The 21456-nt window shown below is 32.8% G+C and carries 20 protein-coding genes, 1 tRNA gene and 3 pseudogenes; 14 read left to right on the top strand and 10 right to left on the bottom strand.

Going from position 1 to position 21456, the window contains the following annotated elements:
• Window positions 1–170 precede the first annotated feature (170 nt).
• From DKK70_RS04580 to DKK70_RS04565, 4 genes are all read left to right on the top strand, one after another.
• A complete protein-coding gene (locus DKK70_RS04580; RefSeq protein ID WP_110432923.1) occupies window positions 171–860 on the top strand; it encodes a TetR/AcrR family transcriptional regulator in 690 nt (229 codons plus the stop codon).
• Between the two features lie 184 nt (window positions 861–1044).
• On the top strand, window positions 1045–1812 hold the full coding sequence (locus DKK70_RS04575; protein ID WP_110422916.1) for a cyclase family protein: 768 nt from the start codon (window positions 1045–1047) through the stop codon (window positions 1810–1812).
• A gap of 20 nt (window positions 1813–1832) precedes the next feature.
• On the top strand, window positions 1833–3029 hold the full coding sequence (locus DKK70_RS04570) for an MFS transporter (RefSeq protein ID WP_110432922.1): 1197 nt from the start codon (window positions 1833–1835) through the stop codon (window positions 3027–3029).
• A gap of 13 nt (window positions 3030–3042) precedes the next feature.
• On the top strand, window positions 3043–3867 hold the full coding sequence (locus DKK70_RS04565) for a 3-keto-5-aminohexanoate cleavage protein (RefSeq protein WP_110432921.1): 825 nt from the start codon (window positions 3043–3045) through the stop codon (window positions 3865–3867).
• 46 nt (window positions 3868–3913) lie between these two features.
• Here DKK70_RS04565 and DKK70_RS04560 read toward each other — a convergent pair whose 3' ends face one another.
• Genes DKK70_RS04560 through DKK70_RS04535 form a run of 6 tightly spaced genes read right to left on the bottom strand, consistent with a single transcriptional unit; the run spans window position 3914 to window position 7406 of the window.
• Window positions 3914–4540 (bottom strand): protein-L-isoaspartate(D-aspartate) O-methyltransferase, encoded by a 627-nt coding sequence (locus DKK70_RS04560; protein ID WP_110432920.1) that lies wholly within the window; start codon window positions 4538–4540, stop codon window positions 3914–3916.
• Window positions 4540–5562: a tRNA pseudouridine(13) synthase TruD gene (truD, locus tag DKK70_RS04555; protein WP_110432919.1), complete on the bottom strand. Its 1023-nt coding sequence runs from the start codon at window positions 5560–5562 to the stop codon at window positions 4540–4542. Before truD ends, DKK70_RS04560 begins: the two co-directional genes overlap by 1 nt.
• 27 nt (window positions 5563–5589) lie before the next feature.
• Window positions 5590–6063 carry a 2-C-methyl-D-erythritol 2,4-cyclodiphosphate synthase gene (gene ispF, locus DKK70_RS04550; protein WP_110432918.1) on the bottom strand — a complete coding sequence of 158 codons (474 nt, stop codon included), beginning with the start codon at window positions 6061–6063 and terminating at the stop codon, window positions 5590–5592.
• A gap of 12 nt (window positions 6064–6075) precedes the next feature.
• Window positions 6076–6765, bottom strand: a complete 690-nt coding sequence (gene ispD, locus DKK70_RS04545; RefSeq protein WP_258363909.1) for a 2-C-methyl-D-erythritol 4-phosphate cytidylyltransferase — start codon at window positions 6763–6765, stop codon at window positions 6076–6078.
• 8 nt (window positions 6766–6773) lie between these two features.
• A complete protein-coding gene (gene ftsB / locus DKK70_RS04540; RefSeq protein WP_110422912.1) occupies window positions 6774–7067 on the bottom strand; it encodes a cell division protein FtsB in 294 nt (97 codons plus the stop codon).
• Between the two features lie 21 nt (window positions 7068–7088).
• Window positions 7089–7406, bottom strand: a complete 318-nt coding sequence (locus DKK70_RS04535) for a TusE/DsrC/DsvC family sulfur relay protein (protein ID WP_110422911.1) — start codon at window positions 7404–7406, stop codon at window positions 7089–7091.
• 193 nt (window positions 7407–7599) lie between these two features.
• Here DKK70_RS04535 and DKK70_RS04530 point away from each other — a divergent pair.
• From DKK70_RS04530 to DKK70_RS17145, 4 genes and pseudogenes are all read left to right on the top strand, one after another.
• Window positions 7600–7687, top strand: a tRNA-Ser gene (locus DKK70_RS04530).
• A 256-nt stretch (window positions 7688–7943) separates the two neighbouring features.
• A complete protein-coding gene (locus DKK70_RS04525) occupies window positions 7944–8198 on the top strand; it encodes a DUF4102 domain-containing protein (RefSeq protein ID WP_110432917.1) in 255 nt (84 codons plus the stop codon).
• Window positions 8198–8695 (top strand): annotated as a pseudogene (locus DKK70_RS17150) (TraI domain-containing protein); the annotation flags it as partial. The gene DKK70_RS04525 and the pseudogene DKK70_RS17150, both read left to right, overlap by 1 nt.
• A gap of 122 nt (window positions 8696–8817) precedes the next feature.
• Window positions 8818–8943 carry a hypothetical protein gene (locus DKK70_RS17145; protein ID WP_258363907.1) on the top strand — a complete coding sequence of 42 codons (126 nt, stop codon included), beginning with the start codon at window positions 8818–8820 and terminating at the stop codon, window positions 8941–8943.
• Here the strand turns inward: DKK70_RS17145 and DKK70_RS04515 are convergent.
• The gene (locus tag DKK70_RS04515) at window positions 8920–9459 is read right to left on the bottom strand and encodes a Y-family DNA polymerase (RefSeq protein ID WP_181415910.1); all 540 of its coding nucleotides are present in this window, start codon (window positions 9457–9459) and stop codon (window positions 8920–8922) included. The two genes, DKK70_RS17145 and DKK70_RS04515, sit on opposite strands and share 24 nt — an antisense overlap.
• A gap of 198 nt (window positions 9460–9657) precedes the next feature.
• On the opposite strand from DKK70_RS04515, the gene DKK70_RS16685 reads away from it, so the two are divergent.
• Both DKK70_RS16685 and DKK70_RS17455 read left to right on the top strand, forming a co-directional pair.
• A complete protein-coding gene (locus DKK70_RS16685; protein ID WP_181415909.1) occupies window positions 9658–10971 on the top strand; it encodes a DUF6271 family protein in 1314 nt (437 codons plus the stop codon).
• Window positions 10972–10997: 26 nt separating this feature from the next.
• A pseudogene (locus tag DKK70_RS17455) lies at window positions 10998–11478 on the top strand (NAD(P)-binding domain-containing protein).
• 405 nt (window positions 11479–11883) lie between these two features.
• On the opposite strand, the gene DKK70_RS04490 reads toward DKK70_RS17455, so the two are convergent.
• Window positions 11884–12654, bottom strand: a complete 771-nt coding sequence (locus tag DKK70_RS04490) for an MBL fold metallo-hydrolase (RefSeq protein ID WP_025314877.1) — start codon at window positions 12652–12654, stop codon at window positions 11884–11886.
• 755 nt (window positions 12655–13409) lie between these two features.
• On the opposite strand from DKK70_RS04490, the gene DKK70_RS04480 reads away from it, so the two are divergent.
• The 3 genes from DKK70_RS04480 (at window position 13410) to DKK70_RS04470 (ending at window position 17763) form a co-directional block, all read left to right on the top strand.
• Entirely contained in the window at window positions 13410–14585 is a 1176-nt protein-coding gene (locus tag DKK70_RS04480; protein ID WP_110432912.1) for an HlyD family secretion protein, read from the top strand.
• 8 nt (window positions 14586–14593) lie between these two features.
• Window positions 14594–16123 (top strand): DHA2 family efflux MFS transporter permease subunit, encoded by a 1530-nt coding sequence (locus DKK70_RS04475; protein ID WP_110432947.1) that lies wholly within the window; start codon window positions 14594–14596, stop codon window positions 16121–16123.
• A gap of 821 nt (window positions 16124–16944) precedes the next feature.
• Complete coding sequence (locus tag DKK70_RS04470; RefSeq protein ID WP_034883111.1) at window positions 16945–17763, top strand: AraC family transcriptional regulator; 819 nt, start codon at window positions 16945–16947, stop codon at window positions 17761–17763.
• Between the two features lie 28 nt (window positions 17764–17791).
• On the opposite strand, the pseudogene DKK70_RS17450 reads toward DKK70_RS04470, so the two are convergent.
• A pseudogene (locus DKK70_RS17450) lies at window positions 17792–18574 on the bottom strand (KilA-N domain-containing protein).
• Between the two features lie 762 nt (window positions 18575–19336).
• Between DKK70_RS17450 and DKK70_RS04460 the strand changes: the two are divergent.
• The gene (locus tag DKK70_RS04460) at window positions 19337–20590 is read left to right on the top strand and encodes a dimethylsulfonioproprionate lyase family protein (RefSeq protein WP_110432911.1); all 1254 of its coding nucleotides are present in this window, start codon (window positions 19337–19339) and stop codon (window positions 20588–20590) included.
• Window positions 20591–20646: 56 nt separating this feature from the next.
• On the opposite strand, the gene DKK70_RS04455 is transcribed toward DKK70_RS04460, so the two are convergent.
• Window positions 20647–21150, bottom strand: coding sequence for an FAD:protein FMN transferase (locus DKK70_RS04455; protein WP_181415908.1), 504 nt, complete (start codon window positions 21148–21150; stop codon window positions 20647–20649).
• Window positions 21151–21456: the final 306 nt, after the last annotated feature.

Genomic DNA, 21456 nt, shown 5'->3' with positions numbered 1-21456 from the left:
TTATCAATAGCTTTAATTAACATTGCTAACTTGCCAACGATTTTTTAAAAACAAAAAATTAATTTATAAATTTTATATCTACATAATATAATATATTAAACAGATACATTTTTAAAAACTCAGATATAAATTCCAACTTGAATATCAAGAAAATTAATAAGTAGTATATTATGAAAAATAGTACAGCAATGAAGCTACTCGACTCTGCCGAGAAGCTTTTTGCAAAAGCCAGTTATAGTGAAGTTTCAATTAGAGACATCACCGAAGATGCCGGTGTAAAATTAGCATTAGTACATTACCACTTTGGTTCTAAAGAAGAACTTTTTAAAGCTGTTATTGATCGAAGAATTGGCATATTAAGTTCAGATCGAATACATTTACTTAATTATTACAAGAATATTAATGGCGATCAGCCATTATCGCTTGAAAAAATTGTAGAATCTTTTATAGCGCCTTATCTTTATAATACACTTTATGGCGGTGAAGGTTGGCATTACTATGCCATTAATGTTGCTCGCTTACTTTCATCTGGCTCTGCTTTAGGGCTTTCTATATTACGTGATCAATTTGATCCATTTGCTGAGTTTTTTATTACCGAACTTAAACGTTCTTATCCAACGTCGACTGAACAACAAATTCATTGGGGCTTTGACTTCTTAGTGGGAGTTATGTGCAATACTTTTGCCGAAGTTGATAGAATAAAATTTTTATCCAAAGAAATATGTTCTGTTAGTAATCCAGAAATAGCCTGTAAATATCTTTATAATTATGCTATTGAAGGTTTACATGCCGTTTTAACCAAACCTGAGTATGATTATCAGTCTGCATTCAACATTATTTCTAAATTCCGATTAGCATAATTGTATTTAACTAAAATCCAATTAATCGGTATTTTTAATCTTTCACCTCATTAAATAATTGAACGTTCATTTAAAATAGTGATCTAGATCAAACTATACAACAAAAAATTTGAATGATCGTTCAATCAATATTATATTGCCCATAATTTTCAATTGATTATTAGAAATACAAAAGGAGCAATAAATGAAAATTATAGATTTAAGTGTTGATATAGAAGATCGTACTCCCAATGATCCGCCATCTATGCCAACCGAAATCGACTATTGGGATCATGTAAAAGGATCGGAACATATTAAAACATTTTTCCCAACCGCGACCAATGATGATTTACCCAAAGGGTTAGGCTGGGCTATAGAATATATAAAACTAACTACACATAGTGGAACCCACCTTGATGCTCCTTGGCATTATCACCCAACCATGAATAATGGACAACGAGCAAGAACCATTGATGAAATGCCATTAGAGTGGTGTATCTCAGATGGTGTCATGTTGAATTTTTCACATTTTCCTGATGGTTATGTCGTAACCGCTCAAGACATAAAAGATGAATTAGATCGTATTGATTATAAATTAAAACCTTTAGATATTGTTCTCGTGCAATCTGGTGCACAAAAATACTTTGGTTCCAAAGAATATTTAGTTAAAGGCTGCGGAATGGGAAAAGAAGCCACTTTATACTTACTTAATCAAGGTATTAAAGTTGTCGGTACTGATGCCTGGAGTTGGGATAGCCCTCTGCCATTGGTCGCTGAAAAATTTAAAGAGACACATGATAAATCACTTATTTGGGAAGGACATTTTGCCGGAATTGAAAAAGAGTACTATCACCTTGAAAAACTTACTAATTTAGATAAATTACCTCCATTTGGCTTTAAAGTTTCATGTTTGCCGATAAAAATTAAAGGAGCAAGCGCTGGATGGACTCGAACTATAGCAATAATGTCTTAAATTACAGGAAATAAAACAATATGAAAACCAAGTTACTAAATAAATGGCATGTACTTGTAGGTGGTTTTTTTGGTTACATGTTCGACGCTATGGATATTACATTATTAGCTGTTTCATTACCCGCTATAATGAAGGACATGGATATGTCGATGTCAGAAGGTGGATTACTCGGTACTGCAACCTTATTAGGCGTAGGATTAAGTAGTGTTATTGTCGGTTGGTTTTCTGACAATTACGGTCGACGAAAATCACTCATTTGGAGTTTAATCCTTTTTGGGATACTAACAGCATTAATATCATTAAGTCCAAATTGGATAGTTTTATTGCTATTACGTTTTACTGCTGGTTTAGCCTTAGGTGGAGTTTGGGGTATCATTGCTGCCTATATTGCTGAATCATGGCCCACAAAACAACGAGGAAGAGCTGCTGCATTTGTATTAAGTTCATTCCCAGTTGGAGCTGGTATAGCCGCATTTCTTTCATCAGTCATTATTCCAGAATTCGGTTGGAGAGCACTATTTTTAGCCGGTGGAGGTTCAATATTTGCCGCTATTTATATTTATCTTTTTGTACCTGAATCTGAAGTGTGGAAAAACCAAAAAGACGATAGAATCGCTAAAGGTGATATTAGTAATATTTCGATTAAAGAAATCTTCTCACCGGAACTATTATCACGAACAATTTTGGCAACACTTGTTTCGAGTTTTGCTTTTGTTGCTTACTGGGGCTCAACCACTTGGATCCCAACATTTTTAGTTCAAGTTCGTGGGCTTGATATAAAAACGATGTCATTATTTTTCTTAATACTAAATGTGGGCATGTTTATCGGTTATAACTTATTTGGTTGGTTATCCGATATTATAGGTCGTAAAAAAGCAATTATCTTATCGTTTATTGGTACTACTATCACTTTACCTATATACGTCATGGTAGAAGATCCTATGATGATATTATTAATGGGACCTTTTTATGCCTTCTTTATTTCATTTGTAGGATTATTTGGTTCCTATTTTGGCGAGTTATTTCCAACTCGAGTCAGAACATTAGGCGCAGGCTTCTGTTTTAATGCAGGACGTGGAATATCAGCATTTTCACCATTCGTTCTTGGTTTTATTGCTGCAAAATATGGACTTACCGTTGGTATCGGTATCTGTGCTGTATTTTTCTTATTCTCTGCCATTACCATGTTCTTCTTACCAAATACTAAAATTAATTAAAAGGATTTAAATTATGAATGACAAAGTTATTATAACTGTTGCAACTACAGGGGCATTTCCTACTAAGGAACATAATCAAGCAATACCTATGACACCAAAAGAAATTGCTGATGATGTCTACAAATGTTGGAAAGCTGGTGCGGCAGTTGCTCATCTTCATATGCGAGATGAAAATGGTCAAGGCACAATGAGTGCTGAAAAATTTGAAGAAACAGTTTCACTAATTCGCCAAACTGGTTGCGATATTATCATTAATTGCACAACATCTGGAGATCTTAATGCTACAGATGAGACAAGAATGATCCATTTATCCAAAGTAAAACCTGAAATGGCATCGTACGATTGTGGAACAATGAATTGGATGAACTCGACTGTTTTTTATAACACGCCACCATTTTTAGAAAAGCTTGGCCATTATATGCAAGAGCATAATGTTAAACCTGAAATTGAAGTATTTGATGCAAGCTTTATTTATAATGCATTGTATTATTTAAAAAAAGGGGTATTAAAAGCACCATTACATTTCCAACTTTGCATGGGCGCGCCAGGAGGTATAGCGGCAACAATTGAAAATCTTGTCTTTTTGAAAAACTTATTACCAAGTGACTGTACATGGTCAGCATTTGGTATCGGTGCTAACCATTTACCTATTCTTTTAGCCACCATCGCAATGGGAGGTAATATTCGTATAGGTATGGAAGATAATATCTATTATGCGAAAGGAGAACTAGCAAAATCGAATAGCCAATTTGTCGAAAGAGCAGTTCGCATAATTAAAGAAGCTGGAAAACAACCCGCTACGCCAAACGAAGCGAGAAAAATACTTAGCCTAAATTAAGGATAAATGATAAGTAATAGAAGCCACCAATATATTTGGTGGCTATTTATTCAATATCGCCATCAATCAGAGGGACAAATTTTACTTCACCGATGTTTTTAGTAATAAAATTGTCACCATCGCGTTCGATTAGCTGTAATATTTGCTTATTTTTACCCACAGGTATTACTAATCGCCCTTTATCAGCCAGTTGTGCTAGAAGTTTTTGTGGTACTTCAGCTGGTGCTGCGGTGACAATTATTCCATCAAAAGGTCCGCGTTCTGGCCAACCTTGCCAGCCATTACCATGGCGAGTTGAAATATTATGAATATCGAGTTGCTTTAACCGTCGCTTAGTATTCCATTGTAAGCTTTTTATTCTTTCGACTGAGCAAACATGGTCAACCAACTTAGCTAACACAGCCGTTTGATATCCTGAGCCGGTACCGATTTCAAGCACTTTAGCACTCGGCGTTAACTTTAATAATTCAGTCATCTTTGCAACGATATAAGGTTGAGAGATAGTTTGACCGCTACCTATTGGTAAAGAACGGTTATCATAGGCTTGATGAGAAAGCGCTTCATCAACAAAATTTTCACGCGGTATCGAAGCTATAGCATCTAAAACACGATCATCTTTTATTCCTTGCTGGCGCAATAACTTAATCAAAGTCTGCATTTTTGAACTTTGCATTACTCTTTTCCAATTATCAATTCGCGTAAAACACTTGTAGCATAACAACCAGAAGGCAAATAGAAACTGATCTCAATATCATTTTCACTAATCCATTGCCATTCAAGCTGTTCGGGGCGCAATAATATTGAACGCCTTATTGTTGCCATTCGTTCTTTTTTAAATAACTCTTCAAAACAAGACCAACGTTTTAAACAATTTGTTTCAAATTCTAAAGCAACTGATGTGGTGCCCAATGGTGAATCGCCGACCATAGGTGCAGTAATATTAATTTCGCTATTTTGCAAACGTTGTTGTAACAGTGGTAATTCATCTGAACTAGATACAAACCAACTATTACTTTTAGATAGCTGTAATATATCACCATCAAGGATGGTCTGTTGAATATTTTGTTCGATTCTTTGGCTTACAATTTCATTAAAAATGGCACTGCGCGCGGCGGAAAGATAAAAACTTCTCTTTTTACGGTCTTTAACTGAAATTTCTCCACTTGCCCATTTTATCGCTTGAGTGATGTTATTTTGTTCTCGTCCAAATCGTTGTTCGCCAAAATAATTAGGTACACCATATTGTTTGATTAAGTTTAATTTGGGTTCGATCGTTTGTTTATCACTCAAGTTTCTTAAAATAATTTTAAAGCGATTGCCTTTTAAAGCCCCTATTTTCAATTTTTTATTGTGGCGATTAATTTGCAAAATTCTACAACCAGCTAAATCAAACTGTGAAAAATCGGGCGTTTCTTTACCAGGCATATGTAGACTAAACCATTGTTGAGTGACTGCTTGGCGATCTTTAAGACCGGCATAACTTACATTTTTAGCGGAAATACCAACATATTTAGCTAACTGTTCAGCGACATAAATCGTGTTGCAATCTTTTTTTTCTAAATAAACTAAAATATGTTCACCTTCACCGGTAAGATCAAAACCGAGCTCTTCAATAACTATGAAATCTTCATATTGCTGTTTATATAAACCATGAACTGTAGGTTTACCATAAAAATAATTAAGTTCTGCTAACACTTATATTGCCTATCATTAATTTTGTATTTACTTTTTTGCTAATAGTACTACTGCTTCACAAGCTATCCCTTCTTTACGACCAGTGAAGCCCAGTTGTTCTGTAGTGGTTGCTTTAACACTAATTTGGTCAAAATGCACTTTTAAATCTTCGGCAATATTAACCCGCATCTGATCGACATGAGGTCTCATTTTAGGTTCTTGCGCAATAATGGTCGTATCTAAATTTACTAATTGATAACCTTTAGATTGAATAATTTGGTAAACTTCTTGTAATAGTAAGCGGCTGTTTATACCTTGATATTTGGGATCGCTATCAGGAAATAGTTTACCAATATCGCCTAAAGCCAATGCGCCAATTAAAGCATCGGTAATGGCGTGTAATACCACATCACCATCAGAATGGGCAATAAGTCCATATTGATAAGGAATAGTTACGCCACCTAAGATAATTGGTCCTTCCCCACCAAATTTGTGTACATCAAATCCATGACCTATTCGCATAATCTACCTATATTAAATTTGATTAGTTAAATAATATGTAGCCAAGTTTAAATCTTCTGGGCAAGTAATTTTTATGTTATCTCGACGACACTCAACTAATAATGGATGTCCTCCACAATACTCAATCGCCGAAGCTTCATCAGTAATTGCTACATGGTTAGTTAATGCTCTATTTAAACAAGCTTTAAGTTCACCTGCGTTAAATAATTGTGGTGTCGCAGCGCCCCATAAATAAGTGCGATCGACAGAGTGATTAATGGTATCTGGATTATTAGTATCTGCTTGCTTAATCGTATCACTAAGGGGCATTGCTAATATTCCGCCTTTATCTTCTTGTAAGACTCTGTTAATCAATTTAGTGATGTCTTGGTGAGTAACACAAGGTCTTGCTGCATCATGGACTAACGCCCACTTATTTTCAGCAACTAAATTTAAACCCGCTAAAACAGAATCAGCACGCGTTTCACCACCGTAAGTCACCTTAACTTTTGATGCGACATCAAGTGTGCTAAAAAGCTTATCTTCTTTGTTGATAACCACTACTACCTCACTGATTTTTGAGTGAGTTAATAATTTTTGTAAAGTGTGTTCCAAAATGGTCATTGCACCAATCTTTAAATATTGTTTAGGTAACTGACTTTCCATGCGGCAACCTATTCCTGCGGCAGGAACGATTGCAACGATATCACTATTATTTGTCACGTAATGCCTTATTTTTGTGTTTTGGAATCAATAATTATTCGATAAAAATACTCATTAGGTTTAACCATACCCAAATGGCTGCGAGCTCGTTCTTCTATTGCTTCATAACCTTTTTGCAAATCGTCAACTTCGGCAATCATCTGTTGATTGCGAGCCTTGAGTTTATCATTTTCTTGATGCAGACTTTTAAGCATTTGCAGATTATCTTGGTAATCATAAATATTGTTTTTACCATACCATAATGAGTACTGCAAATACCCCAGCACCAGAAGCAATATAAAGGGGATCTTCCACCTAATCATGAGTTTAATTGTTCTCTTAATTTAAATACATTTAACTGGTTTAGGTAAGCCCGCAAGTTTTGTCGCTTGTTTAGCAGGACCATCAGGAAATAATTTATATAAATACCGACTATTACCTTTTTCTGGGCCAAATTTTTTCTCCATTGCTTTAACCAACGCACGAATTGCAGGCGAAGTTTTATATTCTAAATAAAAATCACGAACAAATAAAATCACTTCCCAATGAGCATCAGTTAATTCAATCGACTCTTTGCTAGCTAATTCTGGCACTAAATTAACAGACCAATCCTGCCAATTTTTTAGATAGCCTTTTTCATCGGTTTCTATTTGATTTAACATTTTGCAAAACTTTGTTTGATATTTGCTACGTATTATACTCGATTAATAAGATTGCAACACTAGTTTTGGCGAGTAAACAATCTAGTTTTGCTGAATTTCATCTAAATTTGGTGAAAATTAAAGCAGTCGATAAAAAATATTAAATTAACTATTTACAATTAAGTCCGACTCCTTTAATATGCACAGCCATTGCGGAAGTGTGGCTGAGCGGTTGAAAGCACCGGTCTTGAAAACCGGCGAGGGGCGACCCTCCCAGAGTTCGAATCTCTGCGCTTCCGCCATTTATTTTTATGGCAGAATCCACTGCAATATAATAGAATCCACTAAAATCTTGGTAGTCATGAGGTTATGTGGATTTTTTTATTTCCACTTTTTTATTAATCTTATACTCACCCAGAGTAATCATTTCAATCCTCGATTAGAACTTGTACCAAAACATCCACCGCAAAAAACTCGAACTGTCTTGTATTTTTTATTAAATTCAGTTATCTCCCTCTGCATAATTCAATGCATTAAAAAAATGTTGGGGAATTATTCATGGCAAGATTTATTGAAAAACTGACAACTTTATCTGTGAAAAAAATAAATACAGCTGATTGTTATGGCGATGGAGGTGGACTTTGCGCTAGAGAATCAGGAGCAATATCATGGATATTTCGTTTTAATTTTAAAAAGAGAGCATTGAATCAGACTTGGTGCTACACATACTGTTTCTTTGTCGGAAGTAAGAGAAGAAGCGCGCAACTGTCGAAAGTTGTTAAGAGAAAAAAACAGTTGAAGAGAATAAAGTAATAACTGAAACGCCACTCGTTGTTCCTGATGGATTTATCGTACCACAAACGGCAGAAAATCTATTATCCAACGTACGCTGCGAGCTACTATTAAAAGCAATCTGGCAGCGCACCACATGACTTTCACCCTTTCAATTTAAACACCTTTACCAGCGCCCAATTGAACGTTATGCCGAATTAGTTAAACAATTTCCTGCTTCAGAGAGTCATCATCATGCGTATTTGGGGGAAATGCTTGAACATGAACTAGAAATCATGGCATATGCATTAAAGTTTCGCCAATCTTATTTACTCCCGATTGGTGTTTCATCCGAAGAGCGCAGCGCCGAAGAAGATAGTTGAACGGCGGGTATTGCTTATGCCGCGCTGCTTCATGAAATCGGTAAAATTGTGGTAGATATTCATGTTGAATACCAAGATGGCTCAATTTGGCATCCTTGGCATGGTTCTTTGAAAGCGCCTTATCGATTTCAATACAGAAAAAACCGCGAATATCGATAGCATAGTGCAAGCACAGCACTCTTATATCAACAAATAATGGATACAAGATTACTTAATTGGCTAGCCAAAAGTCACGAGCTATAGTCACTGTTTAGCTATTTTGTTGCAGGACAAATGGAATGGCAGGTGTCATTAGTGACTTTGTCACTAAAGCCGATCAAGCATCTGTATCACATTTGTTAGGTGGTAATTTTGATGCAGCTAAAAGCGCACCTAAACATTCACTGCAACGAAAACTGCTTTAAAGGTTCAATCAACAAACCACTATCATTTGTTAAATAACAGACACCGCAGTAAGTCGTTTGCTTTTTAGCAATATGGTTAGCGACTTTAGCTAAAGTTCGGATTGCAGCAATACCAATACTGACGGGTATCCCTGTATCACGTTTCACCACCGCCCTGATGTGTTGACAATGCGTCGTTACATCCGAAAAACCGTCTAACGCAATAAACGCTTCATCAATAGAATAAAGCTCTACATCTGAAGTATGCGCTCGCACCGTATTAAAAACACGCTTGCTCATATCACCATACAGTTGGTAATTAGAGCTTAACAAGGTCACTTGCTTACGAATAGCTGGTAAAATCTTAAAGGCAGGCATCCCCATTGGCACTAGTGGTTTTAACTCATTCGATCGCGCTATTACGCAACCATCATTGTTAGAGAGTATGCCAATCGGTTTACCCTCAAGCTTTGGATTTAACACTCGTTCACAAGATGCATAAAAGTTATTACAATCAATCCAATCACGAATGTACACGACCTCGTAATGAATGGATGGTATGGATTACTACCCCCCCCAAATATGTAATTCTTTACCCATTAAAACTATAGGTGGATAAAGCTCATTACCAGATGGGGAGCTAAGGATTTTAAATATTATGTGTTTGAAAAATCATTTTAAATATTATCATTTGTTAAAAAATTAATTATTAGTTCAATTAACTAAGGAGTAACTATGAAATCAGTATTTTTTATACCAACAAATAGAAGTATTAAAGATAGTGTTAGTAGTTATATTAAGGAGATTTTATACGCAAATGATGTCTTGCAAGTTAATATTCCTTTAATTGTAGTTGAAACCAATGAATTTTCATCTATAGAAAATAATGAAATTATTAAATCATTAAAAAATCAATATCCAAAACTGAATATTCTACATCTATCTGTTGATGTACAGAAAAAATACTTTAAGTCACTTTTTAAAGGTATGGATGATGATTTCTATAAGATTTTTACTTATACAGGTACCGATTATGCTACTGCTATGAATAAATTAGGTTTATTTGCGTGTTCAATGGGGGCTAACGCCTATCATAGAAGAGATTCTGATACTTGTTTGTTATTTGATAGAAGGAGTGAAGCTAGGGAAGTCTATCCAATTGAGTATGAGTTAAAGTATTTAGGTAAACCTATAATGGAAATAGCTAACGACTTGGATATCAAAAATCTTAAACAAGATATAAACAATAAAAGACGAATACTTGTGGTTGGAGGGAATTACTTAGGTGAGTGGAATCTTGATGTAAAAGATTTTGCAAAAGTGTCGTATGACTATGTTTATAAAATATATGAACTACTTGGTTTTAAATCTGAGCATATTATTGATATTTGCGATGATATATTCAAATTAGAGCAACCTGTTCCTCAAAATGATGTTATTTCCTTAGTTACTTCTGTTGACGATGGGGGTAATCCTGACTGTGGTAATGTTAGTGTCTATCGACTATTTGAGTTTCTACCAAACTTACCTGGTAAAAATACATTAGCAGCGGATTATTTCGCTTTTGATACCTCGACTGCATTAGGCTACCCATCTGTACATCATACTAGACCCGTGTTTCATGAATATCATGATGAAAGATTTGAGTATGATAAAAAACTAAAATACTGGTATGGGATGTTAAAATTTGCAGATTATTTTTCATTATATGGAAGTATCTATAATGATAAGCTTATTGATAACTTTTGTAATTATGATGATTGCTTCGTATCTCAACAAATGTGTGAGTCTCTTTCTGAAAAAATAGCATCATTTGCTTCTAATGATACTAAAAGAGAAGAGCATATAATCAGAATTATTGATGAAGTATTATTAAAATTCGATGAAAATTATTCAAAGATAGGACAAGAATTAAGGAAAGTCACTGCAAAATGTATTGCCGAATGTAATGAAGAATACTTCTTACACGTTAAACTCTTAAAAAACTGGAGTAAAATCATAGTACAGGCCAAGAACATTAGTTTAATGGATTTTATTGTTGATCATTAAGTAAAATTAATATACGAGGTGCTGTTATGAACAATACAAATAATAGAGAATTTGAAATTGCAATAATAGGAATGGGGTATGTCGGTTTACCTCTTTTCCTTGAATTTTCTAAAACTTATAAAACAATAGGTTTTGATATTGATAGCAAAAAAATCGAGAGATTAAAAAAACATATAATACTTCAAATATGACCTACTGTAGCGATGATTTACTAAATTCTAATTTTTATATAATTGTCGTTCCGACTCCTATTGATAGTAAAAATAAACCTGATTTAAGTTGTTTATTTTCAGCAACGGAAACCATTGCACGAAAATTAAAGAAAGGGATATAGTCGTATATGACTCTACAGTCTACCCTGGAGTGACAAAGGAATTATGTATTCCTCTTTTAGAGAGAGTTTCACAATTGAGAGCGAAAAAAGATTTTCAGGTTGGATATTCTCCTGAACGAATTAATTGTAACGATGATATGCATACAATTAGAAATACAGTTAAAAATTCCTGACATTGTTTACAATAACCCGTATTTGAAAATTATTATTGAATAACCTAATTTTATAAGTCTTTAAGAATGAAAAAATTTTCATATTCAATTTTGCAAATATGGTAAGTCTACCCTTTGTACCATTTCTTGCCCATTTATTCTCTTGAGAGAGTAATACATCATGACGTCATTTTCTATGACCTCACTGGTACACCAATATCCTAGTGTTAAGCGATCTTCGCCAAAAAAGTGGGCAGATGTCTCTTCTATAATAATTGTCTGTGTGATGGTTCTCACTTATATTAAACTAAACTGGTAAAGGATGGTTATATTTGTTTGGACGTAAAGTGATTGGTCGACAAACAAGCCATCACATATTTAAAGTTTTTAACATAATAGCACTATCATTAAGACAAAAAATATAGATTATATAAACTCTAATATATCACCAGTAGACATTTTTTTTGAATTTAATATTTTTTCTGCAATTTTACCTGTACAATGACATGTATAAAAATTAGTCGTATTTGTTTTTTTTAAAATTCTAAGCACGAATGGTAATTTTAATACAGAAAGCCCATTAAAATGTAATCCACCAACTATTGCATAAACTCTTTTATCCCCAGTTATTCTGATAGCTTTATTTATATGTTTCTTCAAACCAGCATGATTGCATCCGGTAATAATGACTAATCCCTTTTCTGAACAATAAACTAAACTAGAATCATCATTAATATAGTCTAACCTTATTTTATTATCAGTTTTAATAATTCCTGTGGGTAATTTGCATCCACCAACATCACCAAGAAATACCATTTTTTTTGTTAACCAAATAGCTTCTGTTGTTAACTTTATATCAAATTTTGTTTTCAATTTTTCCAAAGATAACCTGCCATCCGATCGAGTTTTTAGTGGATTGATGGCATATCTTTTTTCTAATGCATCAGGATGCGCTATCAGCGTTATTTTTTCTAATGCATCCTGATTTATATTTACATGTTTTATTCCACCAGAATGATCATAATGACCGTGTGATAAAACTATATAAGTTATGTTATTTAGAGTTAAATTCTCACTCCATTCAGATCCACAATCCATTAGAATTTTTGTATTATCATCTTCAATATAAAAACTAACACCTTTATTGGGGCTTAATTTGAAGCCTCTAATATCATTAATTAATAATTTTATTTTCATATTGAAATTCTCCTTAAAATTCTACTTAAAAATATTATAGAGAATTTTCTACTTTTTTATGTACTATTTTAGTGGGTAGTTACAATGCTTATCTCGATGCCCTTTTTGATCATCAACCATAATTAAACTTGGTAGCTAATTCATTGCTCTTGGTGTAAACAACCGCATACTATCTGGTCATCTACGCCAGACGTCTCCTATACCTTCATCTCTTTCTAATATAAGAACAGTGATATTTTTTAGTCAGAAATGATGCTAAACACTGTCCAGCTAGTTCAGCACCAATGATTACACAGTCGTAAGTCATGAATTTTATCCTCTAATTGATATATGTTGGATGAGCACATATCATATTCAAAGGTTATTTAATTGAATAAACTAGCTGTATTAGATCTCTCATTCTTTTTTTTAAATGAAAATAATTGTCAAAAAATAAATAACCATTTGAAATATAGAGAGTTAAATAACTCAATAATTTTCTATAAAATGAAGTCAGCTTATTTTTTCAAGACAATATTACTCACCCATTTATACAATGCCGTTGACTTTTCACAATCTAATAACCAAACAAGAGATGAAGTAACATAAATAAGGAAGTGGCTATGTCTGCGAATTTTTTACTCGGTTGTGGGGGTAAATATATTACGGGTCAAACTCTAGTTATTGATGGTGGAATGTCTGCTTAATGAAACAGCATTTTGTGATGCTGTTCATAGAAGCAATGATTAAAATGAAAGATGTAAATGGAGTGTACGATGGAAAACAACACCGATGGCCGACAATTCAATGGTTTAACACGATATAAAAAATTGATTATTTTATCTGTTATTTTCCTAGTTTCAGGGATGGGATACTTCATTTTTTGGTACATGTTTTCTCGGTTTACACAATCTACAGATAATGCGTATGTTATGGGAAATCAAATTCCAATTCATACTCAAATAAGCGGAGGAATCTCCTCCATTTACGTTGATGATAATGACTTTGTGAGAAAAAAAGATGTTATCGCTCAATTAGAATCAATTGATACTGAAAATAATTTTAGTTATGCAAAAAATGAATTAGCCAAGGTAATAAGAGAAATTCAACAGATCCAAATGACAACTGAAAAATTGTCAGCAAGTATTCAATTAAAGCAAGCGACATTAGATAAATTAGAAAAAGATTTAGCTCGGAGAGAAGGCCTTTGGTCTCGTAATGCTATTTCAAAAGAAGAAATAGAGCATGCTAGGCAAGATGTATTAATTGCGTTAAATGACTTAAAAATTTCCAAGCAAGAGTTAGAAATTAATAATGCCCTATTAATGCAGAATTCATTATTAGAACAACCACGTATTCAGCAAGCTATTTCTAAACTAAAGGAAGCTTGGCTTAACTTAAAACGAGTAACAATTGTTTCCCCTGTCACTGGATATGTTTCGAGGCGCCAAGTCCAAGTTGGAACACAGGTTAATAGAGGAGAACGATTATTAGTTATTGTTCCTTTGGATCAAGTTTGGGTAGAAGCTAACTTTAAAGAAGTTCAATTAAAACACATTCGAATAGGACAAAAAGTTAAGTTAACTAGTGATTTTTATGGAGATGATATTAAATTCGACGGGGTGATTACAGGAATTGCTATGGGAACGGGAAGTGCATTTTCGTTATTACCAGCACAAAATGCAACAGGAAATTGGATTAAAGTAGTTCAGCGTTTACCTGTTCGTATTGAATTGAATAAAGAGCAAATTAAGGAATATCCATTACGGGTAGGGTTATCTATGTATGTAACAGTGGATACCAGTGATGTAAGTGGAAAATTACTTACTGATATTTCACCTCAAGAAATTAAATATCAAACAGATGTACTTGCTTACGACTTAGATGAATTCGAGCAACTAGTACGAGAAATTATGCAAAATAACTTAATTTTAGAGAGTAATATTCAGTGAATCATAAAATGTCACCATTATATCTATCAGGTGCAAAATTAATTGGGCTTATTGTTGCATTGGCAACAGTGGCCTTCTTACAAATTTTAGATTTAACAATTGCCAATGTAGCACTCTCTACTATTGCTGGAAACCTAGGAACATCAAGTAGCCAAGCGACATGGGTAATTACATCATTTGCCGTATCCAATGCCATTTCAATTCCTTTATCTGGATGGCTAGCTAAGTACTTTGGGGAAGTTAAGTTATTTTTGTTTTCAATTTTGTTGTTTGTTTTAGCCTCTTGGTTATGTGGTGTCTCCAACAGCCTTGAAATGTTAATTATTTCACGAGTACTACAAGGTGCGGTTTCTGGACCAATTATTCCTCTTTCTCAAAGCTTATTATTAGCTAACTCTCCAGATTCCAAAAAAAATATGTCTTTAGCAATATGGTCGATGACTATTATTATTGCTCCCGTCTGCGGACCTATTTTGGGTGGATGGATAAGTGACAATTTATTTTGGGGCTGGATTTTTTTACTAAATGTGCCAATTGGTCTAATAGCATGGATAAGTATTAGAATATTATTAAAAGGACGAGAAACAGAAATAAGTAAATCTCGAATAGATACTATCGGTCTTGCTTTATTAATATTTGGTGTTGGTAGTTTACAGCTAATTTTAGATAGAGGGAAAGAACTGGATTGGTTTAATTCATCTGAAATTATTATTTTATCTGTGATAGCGTTAGTAACACTTTCTTTTTTTGTTCTTTGGGAAATGACATCGAATCATCCTATTGTTGATCTATCTTTATTTAGATCAAGAAATTTTACAGTAGGGACGATTTGCATAAGTTTGGCATTTTTGCTACATATAGGAACATTAGTTATGCAACCACAGCTATTACAACGAGTTTTTGGTTATACTGCAACGTGGGCAGGATTAGCATTGTCTCCCATCGGTTTAGTTCCTATCGTTCTTGCTCCAATAGTCGGTCGTTTTGTTCCTTATTTAGATATGAGGAAGCTTGTGACTTTTGGTTTCATTGTTTTTGCTTTGTGCTTTTTTTGGAGAGCTTACTCGTTTGAGCCTAATATGGATTTTTCGAGTTCTGCATGGCCCCAATTCTTTCAAGGATTTGCGATAGCTTGCTTTGTTATGCCTTTGAATATAATAATTTTAACTGATATACCTTCTCACAAGTTAGCGGCTGCAGGAAGTTTATTTAATTTTTTTAGAACATTATCTACTTCCATTGGTACTTCTTTAACAAATTCATTATGGGAACATCGTGAAGCAATTCATCACAACCAACTAACTGATCTAATGAATCAAAATATACAAACGCTAGAATACACATATCAGCAGTTTCAGTTGCAAGGTTTTTCTGAAACTCAAGCTTCGGCCAAACTAGCACAAAATATTACTAATCAGGGGCTGGTAATCGCAACCAACGAAATTTTTTGGCTATATGGAATTATTTTTCTACTATTAATCATAGTTGTTTGGTTTGCAAAATCAACCATTACATCAAAGAATGAAATAGAAAAATAGTTGGTTGTATAAACACTTAATTAATAACAAGATTATAATATTTTGAAAAATAAAAATGAACTTCACAAACTTTATTGATCGGATTAGCTACATGTAATGTACATGTTTTTTCTTTGTTTATACCTATGCAAAAAATATCTTCATATGAAAGTGTAATACCAGTTTAGCTAAACGCCTTATATAAACGCTCTTGGGCTGAAAATACTAAAGTAATGTTATGTGTTATGTCCATTATCATGTCACTGGGAGTAGGACATTTTAGGATCGTTTGACTTAAATCAATTGCTTTTTGCATGACATTATTTTTTCTATATCAACTCCTATGCTTTCAACCTCATTTGAGTTTTTTATTGTAACCGCAGTTACAAAATTATTAGAGTGAGATATTGAACCAGCTATGTTTTTAGGCCATAAAACGGCTCCGTTGAAACTTTTTTAGTCTCCAGTAATATTCTCACTCACGCAATAAGTTTTCTAATGCCATAGCAGAAACACACTCTACCAACTAAGAACTCTATTTTTCTTCTTACTGGAAAGTATTGGATATCTTTTTTTTAATTTTAATGGTAAATCATTAAAATTATCTACTGAAAAATGGCAAAAAGATTGTGAAATATTTTGAGATCCTATAACAAAATTTTTGGTGATAGGTTTAAAATAGCCAAAAATAGGTTTGTATTGTTCTTGATTAACTTTATATATGATGTGTGTTATCCTTTAGTTAGTTTTAGTTAATCGAATTACGTATATATAGTCTTTACATATGGTTTATGTTACTGTTTTTGATGGCAAGGATGTTTATTTAGCAAGGATAAAATATCATGTTAGACAATGATTTGTTAGTTAAAGTGCACCGACAAAATTTATCTACATTGCTTTTTATAAACAATATCACGACGGATTGGCATCGTCACCCTTCTCTTCAATTGACAATATCATTGCACAATATGTCTTTTGAGCTAGAAACACCAGATGAAAAAAAAGAGGTGTTTGGTTTTATTATTCATTCAAATGTTCCCCATAAACTGCGCGCACCAGATGTCTGTTGTATTAATTTGCTTATTGACCCAGAAGATCCCTATTATCACTTATTATCGCATTTTACTGAAACTAATCCTGTTTATTTTCTTACTAAAGAAGAAGCATTAAAAATTGCCAGTTATTTTATGAAGTCTGTTACTATTAGCCAACCATTTGAGCTTTATCACGTCTATAAGTTATTATGTGAGTCAGATCCTAATTGTTCATGTGATCAAGATAACCGCATTAATAAAGCAATCTCTATTATTTCATCATTACCTATAAAGCAAATTTCATCGAGGGAAATCGCCGAAAAAATACACCTTTCTGAAAGTCGCTTTCTTCATCTTTTTCGTTCTGAGTTGGGTATTAATTTCAGGGGTTATCTATTGTGGAAAAGATTACAGGATGTAATTGATACACTCGACTCCCATACAACGCTGACAAAATTAGCCAATGATATGGGATTTTCTGATTCGGCTCATTTTAGCAGAACATGTTTATCTAGTTTGGGGCTGAGACCATCACAACTGAAACGAGCTTTAATAATTGATAATAAAGACACTATATGCGGAAAACATTACTGTTTGTACAGCGTATTTCAGGCATTACATACCTAAAATACACAGTATTATCGTTTATATACTACTAACTGAATATAAGATTCTTCGTTTCAGAAATATTGACCAAAGATTGCATTTGATTAATCGCAATACCATTGAGTTGTATCAAGCATTCGCAAGCACTTATACCTTGATGAATTAAGACTGAGTTAATACTTTGCAGATTCGATAAAATGACTAATTGCTCTAATGTAGCAACATTACGTATGTTTCCTTTTTTGATCAGGATTGGCTTGTCGCCATTGTGCTGCTGTCATACCAAACAAAGCCATATTCAGTAAGTCTACTTCACTGGCATACACTTTCTCTGTCTGTGCATTTGTTAATTGTATCGGAATAAAGTGTTCTTTAATGGCATCTGTATTTATTCGGTAACTGACCTTTGCCAAAGTACCTTGGAAATTCCATTCCAGTGACATTGCTTTGGCTTCTTCATCTTTAAATCTTTGAAATTCTTTAATTAGATAAAGCTTGAATTCAGGGCTGAGCCAAGAGCCGAACTCAAAAGCAATATCTTTATGGGTATAAGTGCCACCGTAACGACCTGTCTTGGTTTGTAGGCCACAATAGCTCCGGTGAGATCACTCCATTTCTTAGCAGAGAGGTAGAAACTGTTTCGACCTGCTTCATTTTTAATTCCCTCAAATTCGAGGGAATTAAAACAGCAGTTATTAATTTTTTCCCATACATCTAAAAATAGTACTGTGTCTTTATTTTTCAGCCATTACTCAATTAAAGCACTACCACCCTCAATGTTTTTCACCATATCAGTCAGTGAAATATAATCTTGCTCATGATTGTTTGTAATCGTAACGGCGTTCCTTGCACCACAATACTACGGCTTTTCTTGGTGTTTCCAATTGGCACATCAAAAACGCCTAATGGGTTTGATTGGTTCAACTTTATCAGTATATTTAACAAACTCAACAAAGAAAAGCTAAAATAGTTAGCCAACAAATAATTTGAAACACTCAAAATTTAGGTTTCACTTTGATTAAAAATAATATTATTTTACTCAAAATAAGTTCTATATTTGAACGTCCAACGAAACGTCCAATGGGATTTTATGGAAATTTTTTAACGTATAAATATGATTAATAATCAATATTATAGATTTAGTGACGGGTGGCTTTTATTTTTTCTGCGCTTCTGCCATCTTCTTTAAATATCTTCTAAAAATCAAAAAGTTGGAAAAATTTTTTCAACATGCCATTTGATATACCATTTTTAATACATCACTATTAAAATAGCATAATAAGATTCCATTTATAACCACATAAGATTTTAACCTAATATACGTTAACTTATGGCTAATATGGCTAAATTAGTTGAATTAGCAAAAACTTAGGTAACAAAAAATTATTTTTCATCTTTTATAAGCCATAAACCTTTAATCTTTAACTTTCCTTTTATAATGTTCATAATAAGTTAATTTCTATTATTGAGTTTAATCTATATTGTATGAAAGTATAATAATTTAATAAACTAGTTATTGAAATAAGTAGACAGTTAGTCTAAATTTATTAGACCGAAAGGTCTATTAAATAATATATTAATTTAAGGAAAAATTATGAAAGGTTACTTATTTCTATTATCAATGTCTTTTTTTTCTTTTGAGTCATTTGCAAATTTACCAAACTTTATCATAGATAAAGATATTAAAAATGCTAAATTTGTTTGCTTAAACCCACCTACAAATTACACACAAGAAGAAAAAAAAGAAATAAATAAATTATGGAAAGAAACGGTTATTTATTTACAAACTTTTGCTAACGCACTTATAACACCTCAAACTGAAAATTGCATTAATTCTGACGAAGCAATTATACAAACAGGAACTACTTCTGAAAATATTCCTAAAAAGCAATGTATTATGGATAATATTGATGTTAAAAAAATGGTAAAACATATTTATACAATTATTTATAATCAAGACGAAGCGTTTAAATGTTTTAATCCACAAAAAAATGTTGAAGGTTTATATAGCCCTAGTGAAGAATTAAATAAAAAATCTAGTGTTGCACAATGGTTAAATCGTCCTCTATTAAAAATGTATTATCAAAATGATGAAAATATGGAAATACAAAAAGCAGGAATGAAATATGCGGATAAATTTAATTCATTTGTGACTGATAGTGCTATTAAAATGCCTTCTAATTTTGAACGTGATATTAGTGCAAAAAGTTTACCAAATCTTTGGGCTAGTTCTGGTTGGGTTCCAATGTATTCAAACAATACAGAAAGAAATGTTAATGCTGGGGATTTAACTTTTAGAGCAAGCTATGCTTATGCTGAAATAATGGGACATTGGGGATTATTACAGATTGATAGTATCAATGGTGAACCTGTTGGAGCTGAAATTGGTATGACTGTTCAAGCAGGTAACACGTTTTATCCTTTTCATCATCATAATACAAATGAAATCTATTATACAATTAGAGAACCATCATGTACTAAAGGTATTTCACAATTTGTTGTACCATATGATGATAATCTATTTACTGAAAAATCATCTATTAATAATAAGTTAATAGTTGAACTATCAGGTTCTAAAACTACCAATATAAATAATTATTGGGCAGCAACTACACCAAAACATGATTCTTTATTATACATACCAAGAAATGCAATTCATGCGTTTAATTTAACAAAAACAAATTGTGGAAATAACTATGCTCATGTAACAATTTGGGCTAGAACAGACGCACATGAAAAAAATAGTGATTATGGAACAACTAATATTTGTCAATTACAAGATAAAACTTTAGCAAAAGAAAACATAAATAAAGCACAAGCGGATATAGTGTGTCATATAAATAGATAGATGTTTAAAATAAGATCTTTATTGTCGTAAGGAATGAAGATCTTATTAAAATTATTTTAAAAGATAAATATGTTTATTTTTTTTATTAACCCTTTGCTATAATAATGTTTACCACAATTATCAATAACTACAAACTCGATATTCTTTTGTTTACTTAAATAATCAATTGCTTTTTCTACTGAAGACTGAAACCCTGCTGTACTCCAAACTTCCGCATCAATAGACTTGTTTGCAATAATCGTTACACTTGCAATATTTGTATTAATCAGCATCCCCGTATTTGTATCAAATAAATGATGAAATATTTTATTATCAACTTTAAAACAACGTTCATAAATACCTGATGTAACAACAGAAACATTCTTAACCATCAATACAGAGATTATATTTCCTCTCGTTTTTGATGGATTTTGTATTCCAACCGACCAATATCCTTTATCATGAATTGGAGAGCAACCTATGTTTAAAACATTTCCCCCTAAATTAATCTCCACCCCCTTTTTAGATAAATAAATTGTTTGTTCATCATTTCGTAAATGAACATTATAAGGATTAATCAAATTAAGGCATGCCTGTAATGAGTTAGTTGTAGGGATATTTGCATCTTTAAAACCAATACGTCATAATTTAACTAATGGTCCTATTGCAATATTAAAAGGGTTATGATTATTAAGACTTATTATTAACGCATATTTACCAGTTGATATAGGTCTGTATTAACTTTTATGGGTTTAATACCGGAATTCTTATTAACTATCATAAGCTCGAAATTATCTCTATTCACACTAAATCGTAAATCGAATTTCTCTAACATATGATAGATTTCTTTTATAAGTGTCATATCATCATAATGGAAAATCAATAAA

This window comes from Gilliamella apicola (assembly GCF_003202655.1).
GTDB classification, from domain to species: domain Bacteria; phylum Pseudomonadota; class Gammaproteobacteria; order Enterobacterales; family Orbaceae; genus Gilliamella; species Gilliamella apicola_R.
The sequence above is the reverse complement of the archived record's forward strand: the minus strand, read 5'-3'. Positions and strand labels throughout refer to the sequence as shown.

What these genes read in the sequence shown, in the direction of transcription:
- DKK70_RS04580 (WP_110432923.1), top strand. Translation starts at nt 171, where the DNA reads ATGAAAAATAGTACAGCAATGAAGCTACTCGACTCTGCCGAGAAGCTT.
- DKK70_RS04575 (WP_110422916.1), top strand. Translation starts at nt 1,045, where the DNA reads ATGAAAATTATAGATTTAAGTGTTGATATAGAAGATCGTACTCCCAAT.
- DKK70_RS04570 (WP_110432922.1), top strand. Translation starts at nt 1,833, where the DNA reads ATGAAAACCAAGTTACTAAATAAATGGCATGTACTTGTAGGTGGTTTT.
- DKK70_RS04565 (WP_110432921.1), top strand. Translation starts at nt 3,043, where the DNA reads ATGAATGACAAAGTTATTATAACTGTTGCAACTACAGGGGCATTTCCT.
- DKK70_RS04560 (WP_110432920.1), bottom strand. Translation starts at nt 4,540, where the DNA reads ATGCAAAGTTCAAAAATGCAGACTTTGATTAAGTTATTGCGCCAGCAA.
- ispF (WP_110432918.1), bottom strand. Translation starts at nt 6,063, where the DNA reads ATGCGAATAGGTCATGGATTTGATGTACACAAATTTGGTGGGGAAGGA.
- ftsB (WP_110422912.1), bottom strand. Translation starts at nt 7,067, where the DNA reads ATGATTAGGTGGAAGATCCCCTTTATATTGCTTCTGGTGCTGGGGTAT.
- DKK70_RS04535 (WP_110422911.1), bottom strand. Translation starts at nt 7,406, where the DNA reads ATGTTAAATCAAATAGAAACCGATGAAAAAGGCTATCTAAAAAATTGG.
- DKK70_RS04525 (WP_110432917.1), top strand. Translation starts at nt 7,944, where the DNA reads ATGGCAAGATTTATTGAAAAACTGACAACTTTATCTGTGAAAAAAATA.
- DKK70_RS17145 (WP_258363907.1), top strand. Translation starts at nt 8,818, where the DNA reads ATGGCAGGTGTCATTAGTGACTTTGTCACTAAAGCCGATCAAGCATCT.
- DKK70_RS16685 (WP_181415909.1), top strand. Translation starts at nt 9,658, where the DNA reads ATGAAATCAGTATTTTTTATACCAACAAATAGAAGTATTAAAGATAGT.
- DKK70_RS04490 (WP_025314877.1), bottom strand. Translation starts at nt 12,654, where the DNA reads ATGAAAATAAAATTATTAATTAATGATATTAGAGGCTTCAAATTAAGC.
- DKK70_RS04480 (WP_110432912.1), top strand. Translation starts at nt 13,410, where the DNA reads ATGGAAAACAACACCGATGGCCGACAATTCAATGGTTTAACACGATAT.
- DKK70_RS04475 (WP_110432947.1), top strand. Translation starts at nt 14,594, where the DNA reads ATGTCACCATTATATCTATCAGGTGCAAAATTAATTGGGCTTATTGTT.
- DKK70_RS04470 (WP_034883111.1), top strand. Translation starts at nt 16,945, where the DNA reads ATGTTAGACAATGATTTGTTAGTTAAAGTGCACCGACAAAATTTATCT.
- DKK70_RS04460 (WP_110432911.1), top strand. Translation starts at nt 19,337, where the DNA reads ATGAAAGGTTACTTATTTCTATTATCAATGTCTTTTTTTTCTTTTGAG.